At 73.4% G+C, this 22,302-nt stretch carries 20 protein-coding genes; 10 read left to right on the forward strand and 10 right to left on the reverse strand.

Features of this window, described 5'->3' with window-relative positions; all coding sequences use genetic code 11:
- Positions 1 to 28: 28 nt before the first annotated feature.
- The 5 genes from C1A33_RS25695 to C1A33_RS25715 all read right to left on the reverse strand — a co-directional run bounded on the left by C1A33_RS25695 (position 29) and on the right by C1A33_RS25715 (position 5,313).
- A complete protein-coding gene (locus tag C1A33_RS25695; RefSeq protein WP_101834054.1) occupies positions 29 to 487 on the reverse strand; it encodes a hypothetical protein in 459 nt (152 codons plus the stop codon).
- The gene (locus C1A33_RS25700) at positions 484 to 2,166 is read right to left on the reverse strand and encodes a long-chain-fatty-acid--CoA ligase (RefSeq protein WP_101834144.1); all 1,683 of its coding nucleotides are present in this window, start codon (positions 2,164 to 2,166) and stop codon (positions 484 to 486) included. The genes C1A33_RS25695 and C1A33_RS25700 overlap by 4 nt, the downstream gene beginning before the upstream one ends.
- Before the next feature lie 164 nt (positions 2,167 to 2,330).
- Positions 2,331 to 3,218 (reverse strand): phosphopantetheine-binding protein, encoded by an 888-nt coding sequence (locus C1A33_RS25705; protein ID WP_101834056.1) that lies wholly within the window; start codon positions 3,216 to 3,218, stop codon positions 2,331 to 2,333.
- Positions 3,219 to 3,422: 204 nt separating this feature from the next.
- The gene (gene proS, locus C1A33_RS25710) at positions 3,423 to 4,829 is read right to left on the reverse strand and encodes a proline--tRNA ligase (protein ID WP_101834058.1); all 1,407 of its coding nucleotides are present in this window, start codon (positions 4,827 to 4,829) and stop codon (positions 3,423 to 3,425) included.
- Between the two features lie 139 nt (positions 4,830 to 4,968).
- Positions 4,969 to 5,313, reverse strand: a complete 345-nt coding sequence (locus tag C1A33_RS25715; RefSeq protein WP_243407944.1) for a hypothetical protein — start codon at positions 5,311 to 5,313, stop codon at positions 4,969 to 4,971.
- Positions 5,314 to 6,216: 903 nt separating this feature from the next.
- Between C1A33_RS25715 and pstS the strand changes: the two genes are divergently transcribed.
- The 5 genes from pstS (at position 6,217) to C1A33_RS25740 (ending at position 11,414) form a co-directional block, all read left to right on the forward strand.
- The gene (gene pstS / locus C1A33_RS25720) at positions 6,217 to 7,326 is read left to right on the forward strand and encodes a phosphate ABC transporter substrate-binding protein PstS (protein ID WP_243407953.1); all 1,110 of its coding nucleotides are present in this window, start codon (positions 6,217 to 6,219) and stop codon (positions 7,324 to 7,326) included.
- Between the two features lie 162 nt (positions 7,327 to 7,488).
- A complete protein-coding gene (pstC, locus tag C1A33_RS25725) occupies positions 7,489 to 8,511 on the forward strand; it encodes a phosphate ABC transporter permease subunit PstC (RefSeq protein WP_101834148.1) in 1,023 nt (340 codons plus the stop codon).
- Complete coding sequence (gene pstA / locus C1A33_RS25730; protein ID WP_101834062.1) at positions 8,508 to 9,572, forward strand: phosphate ABC transporter permease PstA; 1,065 nt, start codon at positions 8,508 to 8,510, stop codon at positions 9,570 to 9,572. Before pstC ends, pstA begins: the two co-directional genes overlap by 4 nt.
- 40 nt (positions 9,573 to 9,612) lie before the next feature.
- Positions 9,613 to 10,389, forward strand: coding sequence for a phosphate ABC transporter ATP-binding protein PstB (gene pstB, locus C1A33_RS25735; protein WP_101834063.1), 777 nt, complete (start codon positions 9,613 to 9,615; stop codon positions 10,387 to 10,389).
- Positions 10,390 to 10,421: 32 nt separating this feature from the next.
- Positions 10,422 to 11,414 (forward strand): winged helix-turn-helix transcriptional regulator, encoded by a 993-nt coding sequence (locus tag C1A33_RS25740; protein ID WP_341477268.1) that lies wholly within the window; start codon positions 10,422 to 10,424, stop codon positions 11,412 to 11,414.
- A gap of 75 nt (positions 11,415 to 11,489) precedes the next feature.
- Here C1A33_RS25740 and C1A33_RS25745 read toward each other — a convergent pair whose 3' ends face one another.
- From C1A33_RS25745 to C1A33_RS25760, 4 genes are all read right to left on the reverse strand, one after another.
- Positions 11,490 to 12,374 carry an HhH-GPD family protein gene (locus tag C1A33_RS25745; protein ID WP_207770501.1) on the reverse strand — a complete coding sequence of 295 codons (885 nt, stop codon included), beginning with the start codon at positions 12,372 to 12,374 and terminating at the stop codon, positions 11,490 to 11,492.
- Between the two features lie 91 nt (positions 12,375 to 12,465).
- The gene (gene disA, locus C1A33_RS25750) at positions 12,466 to 13,545 is read right to left on the reverse strand and encodes a DNA integrity scanning diadenylate cyclase DisA (protein WP_101834065.1); all 1,080 of its coding nucleotides are present in this window, start codon (positions 13,543 to 13,545) and stop codon (positions 12,466 to 12,468) included.
- Between the two features lie 126 nt (positions 13,546 to 13,671).
- Positions 13,672 to 15,096 carry a DNA repair protein RadA gene (gene radA, locus C1A33_RS25755; RefSeq protein WP_207770502.1) on the reverse strand — a complete coding sequence of 475 codons (1,425 nt, stop codon included), beginning with the start codon at positions 15,094 to 15,096 and terminating at the stop codon, positions 13,672 to 13,674.
- A gap of 140 nt (positions 15,097 to 15,236) precedes the next feature.
- The gene (locus C1A33_RS25760; RefSeq protein ID WP_101834067.1) at positions 15,237 to 15,974 is read right to left on the reverse strand and encodes a copper chaperone PCu(A)C domain-containing protein; all 738 of its coding nucleotides are present in this window, start codon (positions 15,972 to 15,974) and stop codon (positions 15,237 to 15,239) included.
- A gap of 767 nt (positions 15,975 to 16,741) precedes the next feature.
- On the opposite strand from C1A33_RS25760, the gene C1A33_RS25765 reads away from it, so the two are divergent.
- From C1A33_RS25765 to cysS, 5 genes are all read left to right on the forward strand, one after another.
- Complete coding sequence (locus C1A33_RS25765) at positions 16,742 to 17,224, forward strand: CarD family transcriptional regulator (RefSeq protein WP_009741775.1); 483 nt, start codon at positions 16,742 to 16,744, stop codon at positions 17,222 to 17,224.
- A gap of 296 nt (positions 17,225 to 17,520) precedes the next feature.
- Positions 17,521 to 18,288, forward strand: a complete 768-nt coding sequence (gene ispD / locus C1A33_RS25770) for a 2-C-methyl-D-erythritol 4-phosphate cytidylyltransferase (RefSeq protein WP_101834069.1) — start codon at positions 17,521 to 17,523, stop codon at positions 18,286 to 18,288.
- Positions 18,289 to 18,320: 32 nt separating this feature from the next.
- The gene (gene ispF, locus C1A33_RS25775) at positions 18,321 to 18,803 is read left to right on the forward strand and encodes a 2-C-methyl-D-erythritol 2,4-cyclodiphosphate synthase (RefSeq protein ID WP_101834154.1); all 483 of its coding nucleotides are present in this window, start codon (positions 18,321 to 18,323) and stop codon (positions 18,801 to 18,803) included.
- A gap of 103 nt (positions 18,804 to 18,906) precedes the next feature.
- Positions 18,907 to 19,299, forward strand: coding sequence for a PPOX class F420-dependent oxidoreductase (locus tag C1A33_RS25780; RefSeq protein WP_101834071.1), 393 nt, complete (start codon positions 18,907 to 18,909; stop codon positions 19,297 to 19,299).
- 47 nt (positions 19,300 to 19,346) lie between these two features.
- The gene (gene cysS / locus C1A33_RS25785; protein ID WP_101834073.1) at positions 19,347 to 20,825 is read left to right on the forward strand and encodes a cysteine--tRNA ligase; all 1,479 of its coding nucleotides are present in this window, start codon (positions 19,347 to 19,349) and stop codon (positions 20,823 to 20,825) included.
- A 110-nt stretch (positions 20,826 to 20,935) separates the two neighbouring features.
- Here cysS and C1A33_RS25790 read toward each other — a convergent pair whose 3' ends face one another.
- Positions 20,936 to 22,267, reverse strand: a complete 1,332-nt coding sequence (locus C1A33_RS25790; RefSeq protein ID WP_101834075.1) for an FHA domain-containing protein — start codon at positions 22,265 to 22,267, stop codon at positions 20,936 to 20,938.
- Positions 22,268 to 22,302 lie beyond the last annotated feature (35 nt).

Consider the following 22,302-nt stretch of genomic DNA (forward strand, 5'->3'; position numbering starts at 1 on the left):
GTTCTCGGGCAGGGGTCGTGCCCGGGGATCAGCCGTGCACGGCCCCGAAGACATGGGTGCGGATCCGCGGTGGCGGCGGTCCGAAGAAGGTGCTGACGGTGGCGAGCAGCGGGCCGCGGGGCGCATCCCGCTGGTGGTCCGGGGCGGCCTCGGCGAGGGTGACGACGTCGAGGCCCATGAGCACCACCTGGCCGATGCCGTCGCGCAGGCCCCATTCCCACCGGGCCCGGCCGTGGTGCAGGTCGACGGCGCTGGTGCGGGTCGGCCGGTGCCCGGGGTAGGGCGCCAGGCACCGGCCGATGAGGTCGGTGAGCGCCGCGACGCCGATCGCCTCGCCGAGTGGGTTCGCGTACCGCACCCGCGGGGCGCAGCACTCCGACAGCAGCCGTGCCCGCACGGTGGGGTCGCCCGCCGCCCAGGCCGCGTGCAGGTGGTCGGCGAGGGCCTCGATCCTGGATTCGGCCGAGGGGCGCGCCGGCGGCGTCACGGCGCGAACCGCCGTCGGGCCTCGGCCCGCTGGAGCTTCCCCGACGGGGTCTTCGGCACCGTTCCGGGCGCGAGCACGACGACGGTGTGCGGACTCACGCCGAGCGCGGCCCGCACTTCGGCGGCGACGGCGAGCCGCAGCTCCGCCGGATCGGTGCCCCGGGTCTCGACGGCCACGGCGAGGCCTTCCCCGCCCGGGTGACCTGGCCGTTCGTAGTGGAAGGCGACGACGTTGCCGAGCCGGGCTCCCGGCGCGCGGGCGGCGGCGCGCTCCACCTCCTCGGGATAGATGTTGCGCCCGCCCAGGACGATCACATCCTTGCGCCGCCCGCACACGACGAGGTCGCCGTCGACGAGGTAGCCGAGGTCGCCGGTCGGGAACCAGCCGTCGTCGGCGGCGAGCCGGGCCGCGGAGCCGGGGTCGCCGTGATACCGGGAGGACACCGACGTGCCGCGGACCCGCACCTCGCCGACCGATCGGTCCGGCAGGATGGCGCCCGAGCCCGGATCGGTGACCCGCACCGACAGGCCCGGGATCGGCTTGCCGAGCATGACCAGCCGCCGCGCGCGGGCGCCGGCGGCCGCGGCCCGGGCCGATCCGGCGGCCAGCGCCTCCGCGTCGACGGTGTCCAGGCGCGGGCGACGGCCGGGAGCGGAGAACGTCACCGCGACGGTGGCCTCGGCGAGCCCGTAGGCGGGGGTGAAGGCGGTGGCGGGCATCCCGTGCTCGCCGGCGGCGGCCAGGAACTCGTCGACCGTCGCGGGGTCGATCGGCTCCCCGCCGCACAGCGCGTAGCGCAGGCAGGACAGGTCGAGGCGGGGACCCGTCCGCAACAGCCGGGCGGCCAGCGCGTAGGCGGAGCCGGGGGCGACGGTCGTGGTCGCGCGGTGCTGGGCGACCTGCCGCAGCCAGCTCGCCGGGCGGGCGAGGTAGTCGGCGGAGGATGCCAGCAGCGTGTCGCAGCGGCCACAGGCCAGTGGCAGGACGAGCCCGCCGACGAGGCCCATGTCGTGGGACAGCGGCAGCCAGGACAGCATGCGGCCGTGCACCGTCTCGTGGCTGGTCGCCACCCGGATGCCCTCGATGTTCGCGGCCAGGTTGGCGTGCGTGATCCGGGCGGTCCTCGGCGCGCCCGTCGTGCCGCTGGTCAGCTGCAGGATCGCCGGATCGTCCGGCGTGAGCGCCGGCGGGTGCCAGCTCACCGCCGGCGCGGCGCCGACCGCCTCGGCCAGCGCGACCACCCGGGCGCCGCCCCGCGCGAGTGGTCCGGCCGCCGCCTCCCACGGGGCGCCGACCAGCACGAGCGGGTCGCCGAGGGTCTCGAGGCGGGTGCGGGTGTCGGCGAGGTGGCGGGCGAGGTCGACGGTGCGGCCTGGGGCGGGGGCCATCGTCAGGCTGCCGCCGGCGAGCCATGCCGCCATCGCGGCGGTGACGGTCGCCCGCGAGGCGGCGGCGATGATGACGACTGGTCGGCCCGGGCCGACGCCGCGCGCCTGCAGGCCGGCGGCCGCGCGGCGGGCATCGCGGTACAGGTCGGACCAGCTGACCCGCTCGCCGCCGTCAGGCGCGAGGAAGGTGACGCCGCTGCGCCCCCCGGCCGCACGCCGCATGCGATCCAGCAGATAGACCGGGTCCGGCCCGCAGGCGCGGCCCGATGGCGCGGTCCGGTCCGGCGACATGGCCTGATCCGGCGGCATGGCCCGATCCGGCGGCATGGCCCGGTCCGGCGACATGGCCTGATCCGGCGACATGGCCTGATCCGGCGGGGCGGCCCCGGCGGCGGGGGCCCGTTCCCAGAGGTTGACCATTGTCCATTGCTTTCTGCGGCGGTGGGTCCCCGGGCTCAGATATCGTCGCCCGCGGCGTCCCGATAGACGGCGAGAATGAGGCGGTCCCAGTATCGGCCGCGATAGAAGTCGTGCCGGCGCAGACGGCCTTCGAGGATCAGGGAACCATCCGCGGAGTTGGCCCGATCGGCCCCGGCGAACTGCGGATAGTTGAATTCCGGAACCTCGAAGTAGAGTTTCCGGAAAGGCCAGATGTCAAAGATGTACCGGACGAACAGATCGAGGGCCTCGACGGCGAGCCCGGAGCCGGCGTACTCGGTGCGGACGGCCGCGCCCACGTACGCGTAACCCAGGGAGAACTCCGGGTTGTAGCAGATCGCGTGCCCGATCGGCCGGCCCGCGTCGATCGACTCGATCAGGAACTGGGTCAGTACCCCCTGCCACAGCTCCTGCTCGAACTGAGGGTACGAGGGCACCGAACCCCGGTACCGCCAGCGGAAGCCGACCTCGGGCGTCACGGCCAGCTCGTACAGGAACGGCGTCGACGCCGGCAGCACGGGCAACAGGCGCAGGAAGCGGCCGGCGAAGCGCGGTGCCGGTGGCGACTGTGCCGGTGGCGACTGTGCCGGTTGCGCACCGCCGTCCGCCCGCGCGGCGCCCACTGCCGGCCCCTGACCGGGTGGTCCTGGGACGGCGGCGCTCCCGGCGCCGGCCGCGGTCGAGCCGGCCCGGTAATGGCCGTAGAGCTCGCCGACCGTGGCGACGTCCAGCCAGTTCGCCTCGGAGATGTCGGCGCCGAGTTCCGTCATGTAGAGACAGAGGTCGAGAAGGCGGAAGGAATCGAGACCGAGGTCCTCGTGAAGCCGGCTGCCGGCCGTGACCGACGCGTCGGGAAAACCAAGCCTGCGGGCGACAAGCTGCTCGAATTCGTCGTGTTGGAGCATGCTACCTGTTCTGCAGGACGATTTCGGGCAGTGCGAACAGGAAGGACCGTAGCAAGTCCCGCGGAAGGACAGCAACGACGATGACCCGTTCCGGCTAGCGCGCGTCGGCGGCGCCCTCCCGCCGGGTCAGGGCCGGCCCGACCCGACCCGCCGATCGCCGGCAGTCCGGGATCGGATCGGGGTCGGCTCGAGCCGGGGCCGTGGTCAGTAGGAACGGGCGACCAGGGCGACGAGGTCGTCGCCCTGGTCGCCGGCGGCGGGAACCGCGCCGTCCGGCGTCTGCAGGCAGCGGATGCTCAGTGCGTCCTGCGTGAGGCGGGCCTCACCCTCCTCGCCGACGAGGCGCCAGGGGATGCGGGCGAAACCGGTCTGCGCCGCGGCGGCCGCGTCCGCCAGCGTGCCGACGTCCGCGGTGCGGCTCTCCCGCAGCTCCAGCGCCTCGGCGAACAGGGCGGCCTGGACCTCGTCGAGCAGCGCGGGCACGCGGGTCGAGACCTCGGCCAGGGCGACCGGCGACTTCGTCGAGTTGTCGCGGCGGGCCAGGGTGGCGTTTCCGGCGGCGAGGTCGCGCGGGCCGACCTCGACCCGCACCGGGATGCCCTTGATCTCGGCGTCGGTGACCCGGCGGCCGAACGACAGGCCCGGGCGAGCGTCGAGCTGGGTGCGCACGCCCGCGGCGGTCAGCGCCGTGGCGAGCTCCCGCGCGGCGGCCACGACGGCGTCGTCGTCGCGCACCGGCAGCACGACGACCTGCGTCGGGGCGAGCCGCGGCGGGATCCGCAGGCCGTTGTCGTCGCCGTGCGCCATGATCAGGCCACCGACCATGCGGGTGGAGCAGCCCCAGGACGTCGTCCAGGCGAGGTGGCGTGCGCCGTCCGCGCCGAGGAAGTCGATGTCGAAGGCGCGGGCGAAGTTCTGGCCGAGCTCGTGGCTGGTCGCCATCTGCAGGGCCTTGCCGTCGCCCATCATGCCCTCGCAGGTCACGGTGTTGGTGGCGCCGGCGAAGCGCTCGCGGCGGGTCTTCGCGCCGACGAAGACGGGGATTGCCAGCACGTCCGTCAGGAAGTCCCGGTAGACCTCCCGCGCGATCCGGCGGGCGTAGGCGGCGGCGTCGGCCTCGTCCGCGTGCGCGGTGTGGCCCTCCTGCCAGAGAAACTCGCTGCTGCGCAGGAACAGCCGGGGGCGCAGCTCCCAGCGGACCACGTTGGCCCACTGGTTGAGCAGCAGGGGCAGATCGCGGTAGCTCTGGGTCCACTTGGCCAGGTACTCGCCGATGACGGTCTCGCTCGTGGGCCGTACGACGACCGGTTCCTCGAGCTCCTTGCCACCGCCGATGGTGACCACCGCGAGTTCGGGGCTGAAGCCCTCGACGTGCTCGGCCTCCCGGCGCAGGTAGCTCTCGGGGATGAACAGTGGGAAGTAGGCGTTGACCGCGCCGGCCGCCTTGATCCGCGCGTCGACGTCGGCCTGCATGCGCTCCCACAGGGCATAGCCGTACGGTCGGATGACCATGGTCCCGCGGACGGGACCGTTGTCGGCCAGTTCGGCCTTCGCGAGCACGTCCTGGTACCAGCGCGGGAAGTCGGTCGCACGGGGAGTGAGTACAGCCACCCCGCCACGATATTGCCTGCGCCGGGAATCCCGGCGATCGCCTGCGCCGGGTTCCCGGCGGCCGGAGCGGGCGGCGCCGGGAACGGCGGCGGTGCCGACGTCCGGGAGCCCCGGGCCCGGGAGACCGGGTGCCCGGGTGTCAGGTCAGGTGCGGGCTCGGCCGGGGCGGCGCGTCGGTGCCGACGACGAGCTGGTCGTCGCGGCCTGTCTCCCGGAACACCAGCGAGACGTCGACATCGCCGTGGTGGCTGACCAGGCAGGCGGTGGGCGGGACCAGGATCATGGCGGTGGTCAGGTCGGCCGCGGTGGCCCCCGGCGCTAGGACCAGCTCGTGCCGCACGACCGGGCCATCGTGGACCATGACCACCTCGGCGAGGGACGGCGGGCGCCCTCCCGTGACCGGCCGGGGCTCCGGCAGGAGATCGTCGCTGTCGACGGTGCTCATCTTCTGGCCGTCCTCCTCTGTCTGCGCGTCTTCACTCATCGGAATGTAGATCTTGCGTCGAGCGAGAATCTGGCGTCGCGCTCCCGATCCCTGTCCGCTCGGCGTCTTCCTCGATACTGTCAGCAATATCGATGTTGCTGACCAGCAAATCACGATCGGCGGCTCGTGACTACCGGAGATGTCCGGACAGAGTGGACGTCGCGTAACTCCGCGCGAACGTCCTGATCATCTGCGTAGCGCCGCGCGCGGGTTGGCCGCTTCGTCGGCTGCGCCCCACTGCGTCACCCGGCACAAGGGAGGGCACCGGACACGCCGTGCGCCACGGGACAGAGCGTGTGATCATCGGACGCGCGGGGGTGATCGGGCGCACCGGACGGTCCGGGCATGTCCGCACGGGTCGTGCCGCGAGGCGCGTCGATGAACATTCGGTATCACCGGGACACCGTTCGGCCGCCGGCTTGATGTCCTTTGATGACCATCGAGCGGCGGGCGCCCGTCATCCGCGACGGTGGCTGATCGACTACACCGGGCGTGCATCATCCTGCCGGGTGGTCGGCCGCGCGTCCGAGGCTCCGTCGGCCCTTGTCCTTATCTTGTCCAGGGGTTGTCCATGCTGGTCGCCGGGGTGCCGGTCGACCGCCGCTGGCCTGCGGTTGCTTTGGGACGGCGAGGTGCCGGCCCCGGGCTCGCCGCCAGGCCGCCGCCCGCGTGTTGGTAACCATGTGTCGTGAATTGTGTACACACTGCCGCAAGTTCCGCAGGTCCGTCTTGGTCAACGGGCCGTAAATCCTCCGACATGGATGTGTTTCGGTTGGTGACGGGTTGGCGTATGCGGTTGTTCATCTTTCGTTCATGCTGGATCGCTTCGATTCTCGCCGGCACCCCAGTCCGGGGGGCGGACGACATCTGCGCCGTGAACGGCGCGAGGACGAAGGGTTGCTTGTGAAGCTAGGCAGGCGTCAGGCCGCCGTCGGGGCCGCGATGGTGGCTCTGCTCACCGTGGCGGCGTGTGGGACTGATGACAACAGCGACTCCGGCGGCTCCGGGACGAAGCCGTCGGGGACCGCGAGCGCGATCGCGTGCGCGAAGGGCTCGATCACGGGTTCCGGCTCGTCCGCGCAGAAGAACGCCGTCGACGAGTGGGTGAAGGCGTACCAGAGCGCCTGCTCCGGTGCGACGATCAACTACCAGTCGACGGGCTCGTCGACCGGTCGCCAGCAGTTCATCGGCAAGCAGGTCTCCTTCGCGGGCTCCGACTCCGCGCTCAAGGACCAGCAGAAGATCGACGCCGACGCGCGCTGCGCGCCCGGCACCGCGGTCGACCTGCCGATGGCCGTCGGCCCGGTCTCGCTGATGTACAACATCTCGGGCGTCAAGGACCTGCAGCTGTCGGGTCCGACCCTGGCGAAGATCTTCGCCGGTAAGATCACCAAGTGGGACGATCCGGCCATCAAGGCCGAGAACCCCAGCGCCTCGCTGCCCAGCGCGACCATCGCGACGGTGCACCGCTCGGACGGCTCCGGCACCACGGACAACTTCACCAAGTTCCTGAAGGCCGTGGGCGGTGCTGACTGGACGTTCGACTCGGGCTCGGACTGGAAGGCCCCGGGCGGCCAGGGCGCCAAGGGCAGTGACGGTGTGACCTCCACGGTGAAGTCCACCGAGAACTCCATCGGCTACGCCGAGCTGTCCTACGCCGAGAACGCGGGCCTGTCGACCGTCAAGGTCAAGAACGCCGCCGGTGAGTACGTCGCGCCGAGCACCGATGGCGCCTCGCTCGGCCTGAGCACCGCGAAGATCGCCGATGGTGACGACCTGAAGCTCACCTTCGACTACACCACGGCCACCAAGGGCGCCTACCCCGTGTACCTGGTGACCTACGAGATCGCCTGCACCAAGGGCCTGCCGGCCGACCAGGCCGCGCTGGTCAAGTCGTTCCTGACCTACACGGCCTCGGACGCCGCCCAGACCGCCATCGGCGACCTCGGCTACGCGCCGCTGCCCGACGCGGTCGCGACCAAGGTCCGCGCGGTCATCGCGACGCTGTCCTGACGACCGGAACCGGTCGGTAGGAGACACCCGACCGGCCAGCCGGTACCCGCGGTGGGGCACCACGCCCCACCGCGGGTTCGTCGGTATCCGGCTCCCCGCCGGCTCGGCGACACCCAGCTGACGCACGGCATCCAGCTGACGCACGGCACCAAGGAGAGGACCATGACGACGGAGCCGGACAGCTCGGCGGACGACGCCGGGCCACGGGGAACCGCTTCGGCGACGGACCCGACCCCCGCCCAGCTCGTGACCACGAGCAAGGCCAAGATCGGTGCGGCCGACCTCATCTTCAAGAACCTGACCCGTACGGCCGGCATCGGGCTGCTGGTGCTGATCGCCGCGATCGCGCTGTTCCTGGTGCTGCGCGCCACCGACGCGCTCAGCGCCAACACCGGCAACTTCTTCGGAACCCAGGAGTGGTTCCCCAACCAGACGCCGCCGAAGTTCGGCGTCGCGGCGACCCTGTTCGGCACGATCGTGACCGCCGCCATCGCGATGATCATCGCGGTGCCGGTGGCCGTCGGGATCGCGCTGTTCATCACCGTCTACGCGCCCCGCCAGCTGGCGTCGGTGCTCGGCTACGTCGTCGACCTGCTCGCCGCGGTGCCGAGCGTCGTCTACGGCCTGTGGGGCCTGATCGTCCTCGCCCCGCACATGAAGGGCACCCAGCTCTGGCTCAACGACGTCCTCGGCTGGATCCCGCTGTTCAGCGCCGACGCGGTCGGGCGGTCGTTCCTCGTCGCCGGCGTGGTGCTCGCCATCATGATCCTTCCGATCGTCGCCGCGCTGTCCCGCGAGGTCTTCCTCCAGGTGCCCAACGCCCACCGGGAGGCGGCGCTGGCGCTCGGTGCGACCCGCTGGGAGATGATCCGCACCGCGGTGCTGCCCTACGGCCGCCCCGGCGTGATCAGCGCGTCGATGCTGGGCCTGGGCCGGGCGATGGGCGAGACGATCGCCGTCGCGCTGGTGCTGCCCGCCTCGTTCAAGATCTCCGTCCACTGGCTGGAGCCCGCCGGCAACACGATCGCCGCGAACGTGGCGAACGGCTGGGGTGAGGCCAACGAGATCGGCCGGGGCGCGCTCATCGCCTCCGGTCTCGTCCTGTTCATCGTCACGATGGTCGTGAACATGATCGCGCGCGCCATCGTCGCCCGCCGCCGTGACTTCTCGGGGAGCTCCGCATGAGCACCGCGACCGCGCCGGAGCCCGTCGTCACGGGTGAGGACCGGCTCAACCTGCGGGGCCAGACCCTGCCCCGCTGGACGCCGCTCGCGGTGGCCGCCGGGTCCGTCGTCCTCGCGCTGCTGATCTACTTCGTGACGCCGGTCGACAGCGAGATCCAGATCGTGCTGATGGCCGCGATACTGTTCCTGATCGCGATGTCGGCGGCCTCGACCGTGGTCGAGGGCGCGCGGCGGGCACGTGACCGGTTCGCGACTACGCTGGTCTACACCGCGTTCCTGCTCGCCTTGATCCCGCTGGTCGCCGTCCTGGTCAGCGTGATCAGCAAGGGTGCCAAGCGGCTCGACCTCGACTTCTTCACCCACTCGATGAACAACATCGGCGCTCGCGACGCCGGCGGCGGTATCTACCACGCGATCATTGGCACGGTCGAGCAGGTCGTGATCGCCAGCGCGATCGCGGTGCCGTTCGGCCTGCTGGTCGCGATCTACCTGGTGGAGTACGGCCAGGGCCGGATCAGCCGGGTGATCAGCTTCTTCGTCGACGTGCTCACCGGTCTGCCGTCGATCATCGCCGGTCTGTTCGTGCTGTCGTTCTGGGTGCTCGCGCTCGGCTTCGGCTTCTCCGGGTTCGCCGGCGCGCTGGCGCTCGTCGTCCTCATGATCCCGACGGTCGTGCGGTCGTCGGAGGAGATGCTCAAGCTCGTCCCGAACGAGCTGCGCGAGGCCGGCTACGCGCTCGGGGTGGCCAAGTGGCGCACGATCCTCAAGGTCGTCGTCCCCACGGCGCTGCCCGGCATCGTGACCGGCGTCATGCTGGCGGTCGCCCGGGTGTCCGGCGAGACCGCCCCGGTGCTGCTTACCGTCTTCGGTACGAACCTCATCAACAGCAACCCGTTCTCCGGCGAGCAGAGCTCCCTGCCTCTGTACATCTACTCGCAGGCCGGCCAGCCCCAGCAGTTCGCCATCGATCGCGCGTGGGCCGCGGCGCTCGTGCTGATCATCATCATCATGCTGCTCAACCTCATCGCCCGGCTGTTCGCCGGACGCAACCGGTTGAAGTGATCCGAACCGTCCTCCAGGCAGATCGCGAGTCGAGGTTGTCATGGCCACCCGCATTGACGTAAACGGGCTGACGGCGTACTACGGCAAGTTCAAGGCCGTGGCCGACGTGAACCTGACCATCGAGCCGAAGAACGTCACCGCCTTCATCGGGCCGTCCGGCTGCGGAAAGTCGACGGTTCTGCGCACACTCAACCGGATGCACGAGGTGCTCCCGAACGCCCGGGTCGAGGGCGAGGTCCTGCTCGACGGGGAGGACCTCTACGGCCCCGGCATGGACCCGGTCAACGTCCGCCGCACGGTCGGCATGGTGTTCCAGCGGCCGAACCCGTTCCCGACGATGTCGATCCGCGAGAACGTGATCGCCGGCCTCAAGCTCAACGGGGTGCGCAACAAGGCGCTGCTCGACGAGCGGGTCGAGGAGTCGCTGCGCGGCGCGAACCTCTGGGAGGAGGTCAAGGACCGGCTCAACCGGCCCGGCGCCGGCCTGTCCGGCGGTCAGCAGCAGCGGCTCTGCATCGCCCGGGCGATCGCGGTGGAGCCGCAGGTCCTGCTCATGGACGAGCCGTGCTCCGCGCTCGACCCGATCTCCACCCTGGCGATCGAGGACCTCATCACGAAGCTGAAGTCGAGCTTCACCATCGTCATCGTCACCCACAACATGCAGCAGGCGTCCCGTGTCAGCGACTCCACCGCGTTCTTCTCGCTGGAGAAGACCGGCGACCCGGGCCGTCTCGTCGAGTTCGACAAGACCTCGAAGATCTTCAGCAACCCGACGGAGAAGCGAACCGAGGACTACGTCTCCGGACGGTTCGGCTGACCTCCACCGGAGCGAACGGACAGGACGAGCGGATGCTCCCGGGACGCCGAGGGTCCGGTCCACCCGGGGGAGTCGACCGCGACACGGTGCCGGCCGCACGGCCGTCCCACGCCGACCAGGCGGGGACGGCCGCGGCGGCCACGCCACTGCCCACCCGACCAGCGCCGGCCGCGGCCCTGCCAACGCCCCCGCGGCCAGCGCCCGAGCCGCCGACGTCGTCCGCTCCGGCGGCATCCGTGCGGGCCACGCTCGCCCAACCGGCCTCGGCCCCACGGCCGACGGCGACGGTCAGGGCCGCCGCGATCACCGCGCCCGGCAGGCCGGCGCTGCTGATCGCCGACTGCGACGTCGACGACGAGATGGTGGACGCGATCATCGGCGGCGGCGTCGAGGTCAGCGTGGTGGCCGACGGCGCGCTGGCGCTGCTGGAGATCGGCCTGCAGCAGCCGGCCGCGCTGCTGATCAGCGCCCGCCTGCCCGTCGTCGACGGCGTGACCGTCGTACGGACCGTACGCAGCGTTCCCGGGCATGACGAGGTGCCCATCCTGCTCGCGGTCGGCCCCGACGACCGGCCCGCCGCCGCCGCCGGGCTCGACGCCGGCGCCAGTGCCTGTGTCGGCAAGCCCTATCGGGTGCCGGAGGTCCTCGCCATGGTCGGCGGCCTGGGCAGCGGGCGCCCCGGCGGCCCGTCCTCGCGCGCGCCCGGAGCCGACGTGCTGCGCGGCGGGCTCGTCATGCTGGACCGGGCGGCCCACGAGGTCCGCCTGGACGGCGCGCTGGTCGCCGTGCCACCCCGGGAGTTCCGGCTGCTCGCGCTGCTGCTCGAACAGGCCGGGCGGGTCGTCCCGCGGGAGACCCTGCTGCGCGAGGTCTGGGGCTCGGCGGACACCGAGACGAACACCCTCGCAGTGCACGTCCGTCGCCTGCGCCGCCGGCTCGGCGAGACCGCCGGCCAGCCGACCGTCATCGAGAGCATCCGCGGCGTCGGCTACCGCTTCCGGCTGGCTGCCCCCGAGCTGGGCTGAGCCTGAGCTGGGCTGGGTCCGAGCTTGGCTGGGTCCGAGCTGGGCTGAGCCCGCGCGGTGGGTCAGGCTGGCGGGTCAGGCGGGCAGGGCGTAGACGCCGGGGGAGAGTTCGGCGACCAGGCCGTCCTCGATCAGGCCGGCCAGGGCACGGCCGCGCTGCACCGGTTCGTCCCACACCTGGTCGAGCAGCATGCGGTCGACGGGATGCTCGGCGTCGCGCAGCACCGCGAGCAGCCGGCCGCGGACCTGGCGGTCGGTGCCGGCGTAGCCCTGCGGCCGGCGCGCCGGACCGGTGCCCGCGGGGCTGCCCGCGGCGACCCAGGCGCACTGCCCGAGCAGCGGGCAGGCGGGGCAGCGGGGCGTGCGGGCGACGCAGACCAGCGCGCCGAGCTCCATCAGCGCGGCGCTGGTCATGGCGGCGGTCTCGGCGTCGGCGGGCAGCAGCTCCGCGACGGCGGCCAGGTCTCGGCGGCTGACGGTGGCGGGCGGGTCGGCCCGGCCCTCCACGGCCCGGGCATACAGCCGGCGCACGTTCACGTCGACCACCGGATGGCGCTGGCGGAACGCGAACGCGGCGACGGCCCGGGCGGTGTAGGCGCCGACGCCGGGCAGGGTGAGCAGCGCGTCAAGCTCGGCCGGGATGACGCCGTCGTGCCGCTCGACGACGGCGGTCGCGGCCTGGTGCAGCCGCAGGGCACGGCGCGGGTAGCCGAGGCGGCCCCAGGCGCGCACCGCCTCCCCGGCGGGTTCGGCGGCGAGCGCCGCCGGCGTCGGCCAGCGGGCCAGCCACGCCTCCCAGACAGGCAGCACCCGGGTGACGGGCGTCTGCTGCAGCATCACCTCGCTGACCAGCACCGCCCACGGCGTCGTGCCGGGATGGCGCCAGGGCAGGTCCCGCGCGGCGACGGCGAACCAGTCGAGCACGAGCCCGCCGAGCTCTGGGGTTGTGGTGGTGGTCATCCACGTCATCGTGCCAGGCGGGTCCGAGACGGCCGGCGCGCGGGTCGGGCGTCGCGGGCCCGGCCCGGCGGTGGGTCACCGGCCCGGCGGGTCAGACGTAGCGCTCGAGGATGCTCGACTCGGCGAGACGGGACAGGCCTTCGCGCACCGCCCGGGCCCGGGTCTCGCCGACGCCGTCGACGGTCTGCAGGTCGTCGACGCCGGCGGCGAGCAGCTTCTGGAGGGTGCCGAAGTGGTCGACCAGCCGGTCGACGACCATCCGCGGCAGCCGCGGCACCTTCGCCAGCATCCGGTAGCCGCGCGGGCTGATCTGCCGGTCGAGGATGTCCGCCCCGCCGGAGAAGCCGATCACCCGGGCGAGCACGGTGAGGTCGAGCAGGTCGGTCGGGGACATCGCGGACAGCTCGGCGAGGACCTGGGCGGCCGGCCCGGCCTTGGAGCCTGCCGGCAGGTAGTCGCGCACGGTGAGCTCACGCTCGGTCTCGACACCGGCCATCAGCTCCTCGAGCTGCAGCGACAGCAGCCGCCCGTCGGTGCCGAGCTCGACGACGTACCCCTCGATCTCGTCGGCGATGCGGCGCACCATCTCCAGGCGCTGACTGACGGAGATCGCGTCGCGGACCGTGACGAGATCCTCGATCTCCAGCGCCGACAGGGTGCCGGCGACCTCGTCCAGGCGCAGCTTGTAGCGCTCGAGGGTGGCCAGGGCCTGGTTCGCGCGGGACAGGATCGCCGCCGAGCCGTCGAGCACGTACCGACGCCCGGCCACGTACAGGGCGATGATGTGCATCGACTGGCTGACCGAGATGACGGGGTACTCCGTCTGCTTGGCGACGCGCTCCGCCGTGCGGTGGCGGGTGCCGGACTCCTCGGTCGGGACGGTCGGGTCCGGGACGAGGTGCACGGCCGCGCGCACGATGCGCTGCAGGTCGGAGGACAGCACGATCGCGCCGTCCATCTTCGCGAGCTCACGCAGCCGGGTCGCCGAGAACTCGACGTCGAACTCGAAGCCGCCGGTGCACAGGCCCTCGACGACCTTGTCGTGGCCGAGCACGATCAGCGCGCCGGTGTGGCCGCGCAGGATCCGCTCAAGGCCGTCACGGAACGGGGTTCCGGGGGCGACCGCGGCCAGTGTCGCCCGGAAGATGTCGTCTCCGGGTGGTCCTGCCATCAGGCTCCCTCAGCTCCTCGGCTCCCCGCGTCTGCGCCTGCCCTTCGATGCTATCGGGGCGGCCGGCGCCGGGGGTCCCGTCGATCACAGGGTAATGAATACCGGTTGTGTCGACTTGTTGAATATTTACGTGTCGTACATTCGAGCAATCGCGCCGATCAGGTCAGGCACCTCGGTGACCGTCATACCCGGCACCTCCGCCCCCGCGCCGGCCGGAACCAGCGCCCGGCGGAATCCCAGCCGGGCCGCGGCGGCCAGCCGCCGGGGCACGCCGCCCACCGCACGCACCTCTCCCGCGAGCCCGACCTCGCCGAGCGCGACGAGATCCGCCGGCAGCGGCCGGTCCCGGAAGGCACTCACGACCGCCAGCGCCGTCGCCAGGTCCGCCGCGGGCTCGGCGAGGCGGACCCCGCCGACGGTCGCCGTGTAGACGTCCGACCGGCCGTAGCGCAGCCCCGCCCGCCGCTCCACCACGGCGAGGATCATCGCCACCCGGGCCTGGTCGAGCCCGGACACCGCCCGGCGGGGGACCTGGGCGGACGACTCGGCCACGAGGGCCTGCACCTCGGCGACGAGCGGGCGGCGCCCCTCCATCGTCACCGTGACGCAGGTGCCCGGCACGGCCACCTCGGCGCCGCCGCCGGAGCGGGACAGGAACAGTCCACTCGGATCGGCGATGCCGTGGATGCCGCCGTCGTCCATCTCGAAACAGCCGACCTCGTCGGCGGGGCCGTACCGGTTCTTGCCGGCGCGGACCAGCCGCAGGGTCGAATGCCGCTCACCCTCGAAGTGCAGCACGACGTCAACCAGATGCTCCAACAGGCGCGGGCCTGCCACCAGGCCGTCCTTTGTCACATGCCCGACAAGGATGACCGCGAGCCCAAGCGCCTTCGCCGTGCGGATGAGCGCGGCGGTGACCTCGCGGACCTGGGTGACCCCGCCGGCGGCACCCTCGACCCCGGCCGCCGAGATCGTCTGCACCGAGTCGACCACCAGCAGCGCCGGCTGGACCTCCTCGACGTGGTGCAGGACGGCGCCGAGGTCCGTCTCGGCGGCGATCCACAGATCCTCGTGCAGCGCGTTCGTGCGCCCGGCGCGCAGACGCACCTGAGCGGCCGACTCCTCCCCGGTGACGACCAGGGCCCGGGAGCCGGTGGCCGCGCTGCGAGCGGCCACCTCGAGCAGCAGGGTGGACTTGCCGACGCCGGGCTCGCCAGCGAGCAGGATCACCGCCCCGGGCACCAGGCCGCCGCCGAGCACGCGATCGAGCTCGTCCACACCCGTCGGGCGCCGGCGCGCGGCCGTGACGTCCACGGCGACGACGGGCTGGGCCGGGGCGGTGACGACCGCCGCGGCCCCCGCCCGCGGGCCGCCGATGCCCGCGCCGCGCCGCGGCGCGGGCGCCTGGGCCTCGAGCGTTCCCCATTCCTGGCAGCGCGAGCAGCGCCCGGCCCAGCGGACCGACTCCACGCCGCACCCGCTGCAGCGGAAGCCGCCCGACGCGGCCCGCCCGGAGCCGCGGCCGCCCCCGGCCGCCCGCACAGATGTCATGGTCGCCACGTTAGCCCGCGGGTCCGACAGCACGGGGACGGCCGGCGACCGGTCCCGCCACCCAGGTGCCGGGACGAGCGGGCGCCGACCGCCCTGGCCGCCCACCGCGGCGGCCCCGGGCGCCCGCACCCGCGCGCGGGTCAGCCGGTGGTGGTGTGCGGGCTCGCGGAGACCGTCGGCGTCGCGGCGGTGCCGGCCGGGACGGTCGGGCTGGCCGTCGGGCTGGCCGTCGAGCCCGGGGTGGCCGTGCCCGGCGTCTGCGCGGCGGCGCTCGGGCTGGCCTCGCCCGGCTCGGCGGAGGCACCCTGGGCCGCGGGCTCCACCGGGACGTCCAGGGTCACGCTGCCGGCGTGCGCGAACGTGAACGTGATGGGCAGCTGCGACCCGATCAGCTGGTTCTTCCGGACGCCCTGCAGGCTCGGTGCGGAGCCGTTGGCGATGAAGATCCGGTCGCCGCCCGCCGGGATCTCGGCTGGCGTCGGCGGCCGGCCCCCGGCGGCGCCGGGCGAGGTCACCGAGACCAGAGTGTCGGGCGTGGAGCCCGCGTTGAAGAACGCGGAGACGACCTGGGCCGACTCGCCCTGGGCCACCGGCCCGGCGACGTAGACGTTGCGCAGCGTGATGGGGCCGACGGCGCCGGCGACGCTGTTCGTCGTCGTGCGGGCGCTGTTGGTCATCGCGTCGGTGCCGGAGGCGCAGCCAGCCGCGCCGCCCGCGCCGAGGGCTGTGGCGAGCATGGCCACGCCGACCCGGCGGGAGGCCATCCGCCGCCGGAACCCGCCGCGCCTGGCGGCGTCGTCGCGGGCGGCCGCGGGCTCGGCCGCGACGCCGGCGGAGGTGATGACTGACGGGAAACGGGCACCCGGACGGCGGCTCACAGCTCGGTGGCTCCTCCTGCACAAGACCGGCGCATGGCGGCGCCGGTGCTGGTCGACGGCCGCCGCGGGGGACGGCCGACCCGGCGGAGCTCCGGCGCCGGCGGTCGGTCCCGACCGGCCTGCCGGGTCACCCCCGGGTGCGCGGATCGGCCCGCCGCCGATGCCAGGTGGGACAGCACACTGTCGGTGGGAGTCGCCGCGCGGGGCTAACACTAGCCATCCGGGACTGCCACGTGCGGAGCCCGCGGGGGTCGTCCCGGCCCGTGCGGGCGGGCCCGCGGGTGCGGGGCGCGGTGCCCGTGCGGCGCCTGACCCCCGCCCGAGCGGCGCCACCGGCGAGGACGAGCCCGCTGGGGGCCGGGACGGGCAGGTCGGCGACGTGGGCAGAGTCACGCCCCGGACGGGGCCGGACGGGGCTCGGCGCGGCGGGCGTGGCCCGGCGTGCGCGCGACGTGGCCGCCGTGTCGGCGGGCGGGCGGCGAGCGGGCGCGCTACGTTTGCCACGCCCTTCGCGCTCAACGTTCGGCCAACAACATGTCCGCCGGTCGTCCGTTTTACCTGGTAGGGCTGTTCGGTGTGGTTGCGCGGCGATGTGGTGCGCCGCGCGTGGATGCGGGTCGGGCCCTGCCCCCCGGCGGCGAACGGCCGACGGAAGACGCTGTCGGGCCCGTCACCATGGCGTTGCGGGCGTTGCCCTTGCAGCGCGCGTCTGACCTGCGGCGATGCGTGCGTGTTACGCTGGTAGAGGCGGAAGGGGCACGTGACACATGGCGTTCCAAGTCGGCGAGACCGTTGTTTACCCGCATCATGGTGCTGCTCTGATTGACGCGATTGAAACTCGGGTCATCAAGGGCGAGGAAAGACTCTATCTCGTACTGAAGGTCGCTCAGGGCGATCTGACTGTCCGGGTTCCGGCCGACAACGTCGGCATGGTCGGGGTGCGCGACGTCGTCGGGCAGGACGGGCTGGAACGGGTGTTCGAGGTGCTCCGGGCACCGCACACCGAGGAGCCCACAAACTGGTCCCGGCGTTACAAGGCGAATCTCGAGAAGCTCGCGTCGGGTGACGTGAACAAGGTCGCAGAGGTCGTTCGGGACCTGTGGCGTCGTGATCGTGAGCGGGGCCTTTCCGCGGGCGAGAAGCGGATGTTGAGCAAGGCCCGGCAAATTCTCGTCAGTGAGCTCGCGCTCGCGGAGGGCACCAACGAGGACAAGGCCGAGGCGATGCTTGACGAGGTTCTCGCCGGCTGACCGCGGATCTCCCGCGAGCAGAGCTCCCGACAGATCCCTCGTCGGGCGATCTGACCGACCGGCGAGATACTCCGGAATTGGATTTCCCGGCGGGGCCGGCGCGGACGCAGCGGCGTCCAGACCGGCTCTGGGCCCGAGTGGTTCGGCGGCAGTGCGGTTCGGGCGGCGCGGGGGAGCCCGGGCCCGTCCCGCCGTACCGTGCCCACCCGCCCGTGCGGGCCCGGGTCGGCCGGCTCGCGCCCGGTCGAGCACATAGGCCATGCTCTCGTGGTGGATGGCACACGGGAGGTCTGGTGATGGGCGAAGGTCCCCAGCCGCGGGCGGTGGGCCCTCGGGTCGCGGCGATCGTGCCGGCGGCCGGCCGCGGCGAACGTCTGGGTGGCGGCACCCCCAAGGCGCTGCGCGCCCTCGGTGGCCGGCCGATGCTGGTGCGATCGGTCGAGGCGCTTCGGCGCTCCGAGTCCGTGACGCAGATCGTCGTGGCGGCGCCGCCCACCCTCGTCGAAGTCGTGGCCCAGCTGCTCGGCCCGGACGTGCGGGTGATCGCCGGCGGCGCGGAGCGGGTCGACTCGGTCCGCCGCGCGCTCGGCGCGGTCGACGACGACGTCTCGGTCGTCCTCGTCCACGACGCGGCCCGCCCGCTGATCCCGCCGGCGCTCGTCGACGCGGTCGCCGCGGCGGTCATCGCGGGCCATCCGGCGGTGATCCCGGTGCTCGGGCTCGGCGACACGGTCAAGGAGGTCGGCCCGGACGGCCGAGTGATCCGTACCCCACCCCGGGACGGCCTGCGCGCCGTGCAGACCCCGCAGGGGTTCCGCCGGGACGTGCTCGCCGCCGCCTACGCCCTGCAGGACGTCCCGGTGACCGACGACGCCGGCCTGGTGGAGGCGCTGGGCGTCCCCGTCACCACCGTTCCCGGCGCGCAGGAGGCGTTCAAGGTGACCCGACCGCTCGATCTGGTACTCGCCGAGGCGTTGCTGGTTCGCCCGTCGGCGAGCGACGCCCGCGCCGGGGCGGACGCCTGTGGAAGCAACGCGGGCATGGACGCACGGAGGTCCGGGTGAGCTCACCGACCCGACCGCCCGCCTCCGCCTCGGTGACCACGACGCTGCTGCCCCGGGTCGGCGTCGGGGTCGACGTGCACCCCTTCGAGGCCGGTCGCCCCTGCTGGGTGGCCTGCCTCGAATGGCCGGGCGAGACCGGGCTCGCCGGGCACTCCGACGGCGACGTGGCCGCGCACGCGTCCTGCGACGCTCTGCTGACCGCGTCCTGCCTCGGTGATCTCGGCAAGGTCTTCGGCACCGACCGGCCCGAATACGCCGGTGCGTCCGGTGCGGTCCTGCTCGCCGAGACGGCCCGGCTGCTCGGCGCCGCCGGCTGGGTGATCGGCAACGTGGCCGTCCAGGTGGTCGGCAACCGGCCGCGGATGGCCGCCCGCCGCGAACAGGCCCAGGAGGCGATGGCGGCGGCGCTGGGCGCGGCGGTGAGCCTGTCGGCGACGACCACCGACGGGCTGGGCCTGACCGGTCGCGGTGAGGGGCTGGCGGCGATCGCCACGGCCCTCGTCGTGCGCGCCTGAGCGGGCAGTTCGCCCGTCTGCGTATGCCGATCGGGCATCGGCCGGTAGCGTGCCGCAGCGGAGTGAAAGGCTCTCCGACACTGGCCGCTGCCCGAGGAGTCTGATGGCTGACCGCCTTCCCGAGACGGTGCGGGCCCTCGCTGATGCCCGGACATACGTGGTGCTGGCGACCGTGCAGGCGGACGGCTCGCCGCGGATGACCGTGCTCTGGGTGGACCGTGACAACGACGATCTGCTGCTGTCCACGGTGCGCGGGCGGGCCAAGGAGCGGGACATAGCCCGCGATCCGCGGGTCGGTCTGATGTTCTTCGACCAGAACGATCCCTATGCCTACGTGGAGGTGCGGGGCACCGCCACGCTCACGGAACAGGGTGGTCGAGAGCTGATCGACCGGCTGTCGCTGAAGTACACCGGCGACATCTACCGGTGGGACGATCCGGAGGAGGTCCGGGTCGTCATCCGGGTGGTCGCCGACCGCGTACTGACCGTCGGCTGACCCCGCCTGGCTGCCCGCGGCCGCGGTCCGCGCCGTACTCTTGACAGATGGGACTCCACCTCTACGACACGCGCAGGCGGCGTGTGCGGCCATTTGAGCCGCAGCGCCCCGGTCACGTGGGCGTCTATGTGTGTGGGCCCACCGTGCAGTCGGCGCCGCACGTCGGCCACCTGCGCACGGCGCTGCCGTTCGACCTGCTGCGCCGGTGGCTGACCCACGGCGGCCTCGACGTCACGCTGGTCCAGAACGTGACCGACATCGACGACAGGATCATTGTCAACGCGGACCGGGACGGCACCTCCGTCTGGGAGCTCGCGACCCGGCAGACCAGGGCCTTCGACGACGCGTACCGGACGGTCGGTATCCTGCCGCCCTCCATCCAGCCGCGGGCCACCGGCCACATCCCGGAGATGATCGCCCTCATCGGCGCGCTCGTCGACGGCGGCTACGCCTATCCGGGCGGTGGCTCGGTGTGGTTCCGGGTCGGCCGGTTCGCCGATTACGGCGCCCTGTCACACCAGCGGCCCGACGCGATGCTCCCCTCGGCGGAGACCGAGCCGGGCAAGCGTGATCCGCGCGACTTCGCGCTGTGGAAGGCGGCCCGGCCCGGCGAGCCGTCGTGGACCTCGCCCTGGGGGGACGGCCGCCCCGGCTGGCACCTGGAGTGCTCCGCGATGGCCGGCAAGTACCTGGGGCCGTCGTTCGACATCCACGGCGGCGGGCTCGACCTCGTCTTCCCGCACCACGAGAACGAGCGCGCCCAGACGGTCTGCGCCGCGGACGGCGGGGCGGGCACGGGCGAGATGGCCCGCTACTGGATGCACGTCGGCCTGCTGACCACCGGCGGGACGAAGATGTCCAAGTCGCTCGGGAACTCGGTGCTCGTCGCCGACGCCCTCGAGGCGGTCCGGCCGCAGGTGCTGCGCTACCACCTGCTCTCGGCGCACTACCGGTCGACGCTGGAGTACAGCCCGGAGGCGCTCGCCGAGTCCACCGCGGCGCACGACCGGGTGGAGACGTTCGTCCGCAACGCGCTGGACATCCTTGGCGGCCCGGGTGAGGCCGCGGCGCTGGCCGCCGACGACGGCCCGCCCGACGCCGGCGCGGGCCGATCCCACGGTGCGGGCGGCGCCGAGGCGCCCACGCCCGCGCGGGTGTGGGCGGACTTCGCCGCCGCGCTGGACGACGATCTCGCCGTGGGCCGGGCGCTCGCCGCCATCTTCGGCGCGGTCGGCCAGGGCAACCAGGTGCTGTCGAAGGCGCACAGCCGGGCGCTCGCCGGCTGGGCGGAGGTGACCCGGCGGATGCTGGCCGTCTTCGGCCTCGATCCGCACGAGCAGTGGCCGTCCGCGGGCGCCGAGCTGCGCTCGGCGCTCGACGGGGTGATGCAGATCGTGCTGGACCTGCGGTCGGCGGCCCGGTCGAGGCACGACTACACCGAGGCCGACGCGATCCGCTCGCGGCTGGCGGCCGCCGGGCTGGTCGTCGAGGACACGTCCGAGGGCCAGCGCTGGCACCTGGCCTAGCGGCTGGGCACCCGTCCGGGGTACCCGGGTCCAGGGCCCGCCCAGGTGGGCAGCGATGATCGACGGCACCGGCCCGCGTGACGTACGGGCCGGTGCCGCCGATCGGGCCGCTAGCGGGCGCGCAGCGTGATACGGGTCCAGGCGCCCAGGTAGACGCGGTCCCCGTCCCGCAGCGGGACGGGCTGACCGGGCTCGATCGGGTCGGGCTCGTCGTTGAGCCGGGTGCCGTTGGTCGAGCCGGGGTCGCGCACGGCGTACCCGCCGTCGGGGAGCTGCTCGAACATCGCGTGGCTGCGGGAGATGCCCGGATCCTCCGGCGCGCCGGACAGGTCGATGTCCGGGTGGATGCCGCGGGACTCGCTACGCCGGCCGATCAGCATCTTCGGCCCGGTCAACGCGAACACCCGGCGCGGGTAGAAGGTCGGGAACGGCACGCGGTGGTCGTCACCGCTGTCGTAGTACTCCCGCTCGGCCTCGACGATCGCCTCCCAGACCGAGGCACCGGCCGGGGCCCGGTCGGGTTCCCGGTCCCAGCCACCGGCGCCGCGCGGGTCGTCGGCGGGGTCGCGGGGATCGCGCCGAGCGGCCGCCCGGGGGTCGCCGCGGCGCGGGTCGTCGAGGTCCGCCTCGTCCAGGCGGGGGTCACCGCCCTGGCGGGCGTAGCGCGGGTCGGTGGTGTGCCGAGGGTCGCCACCGCGCCCCTGGAAGCCCCGCTCCGGCGCCACGCTCGGGTCGAGGCCCAACGGGTCGGCCTGGTAGCCGTAGCCGCCCTCGTCGCGTCGGGCCCGGCGGGCGTCCGGCTCCCGGTCGAGCTCGTCGCCGTAGCCGCGGCCGTCCCGAGCCGGCGGGTACCCGCCGCGGTCGGGCTCGGCGTAGCCGCCGCGGTCGTCGCCACGGGCCTCGCGCGCCGGCGGCGGGTAGCCGCCGCGGCCGTCCCGGTCGTCCGGCTCGCGGCCGTAGGGGTCGCGGCCGCCGCCGTCGGGGTAACCGGCGGGCGCGCGGTCATCACGCGCGTCCCGGCCGGGCGGCGGGTAGCCGCCGCGGTCGTCCGCCGGCCAGTCTCGGGCGTAGGGATCACGCCCGCGGTCGGCCCGCTCGTCCGGGCCCGGCCGGTCGTCGCGTCGCCGGGCGTACGGATCACGGTCGTAGCCAGCGGGCGCGTCGTACCCGTCCGCCTGGTAGCCGCGCCCGCCACGGGGCTGGTCGGCGTAGTCGTCGCGGTCGTACCCGCCGTAGGGGTCGCCGCCGCGCGGCGGGTCCGAGACCCCGGCCAGGTCGGCTGGCGACCGCCGGATGCCGAGCGGGTCGTAGCCCCCGCCCCCCGCGTCCGGACCGTCCGGCTGTGCCGGCCCGCGCCGGCGCTGACCGCCGGGCTCGTCCGTTCCGTAGGGAGACCGACCGCCGTCGTCCGGACGGTATTCGTACCTCTCCTGACCAGTCATGATCCCAATTCCGCACCGATCGCAGTTGTCGGGTC

The sequence above is a fragment of the Frankia canadensis genome (assembly GCF_900197875.1).
Lineage (GTDB): Bacteria > Actinomycetota > Actinomycetes > Frankiales > Frankiaceae > Frankia > Frankia canadensis.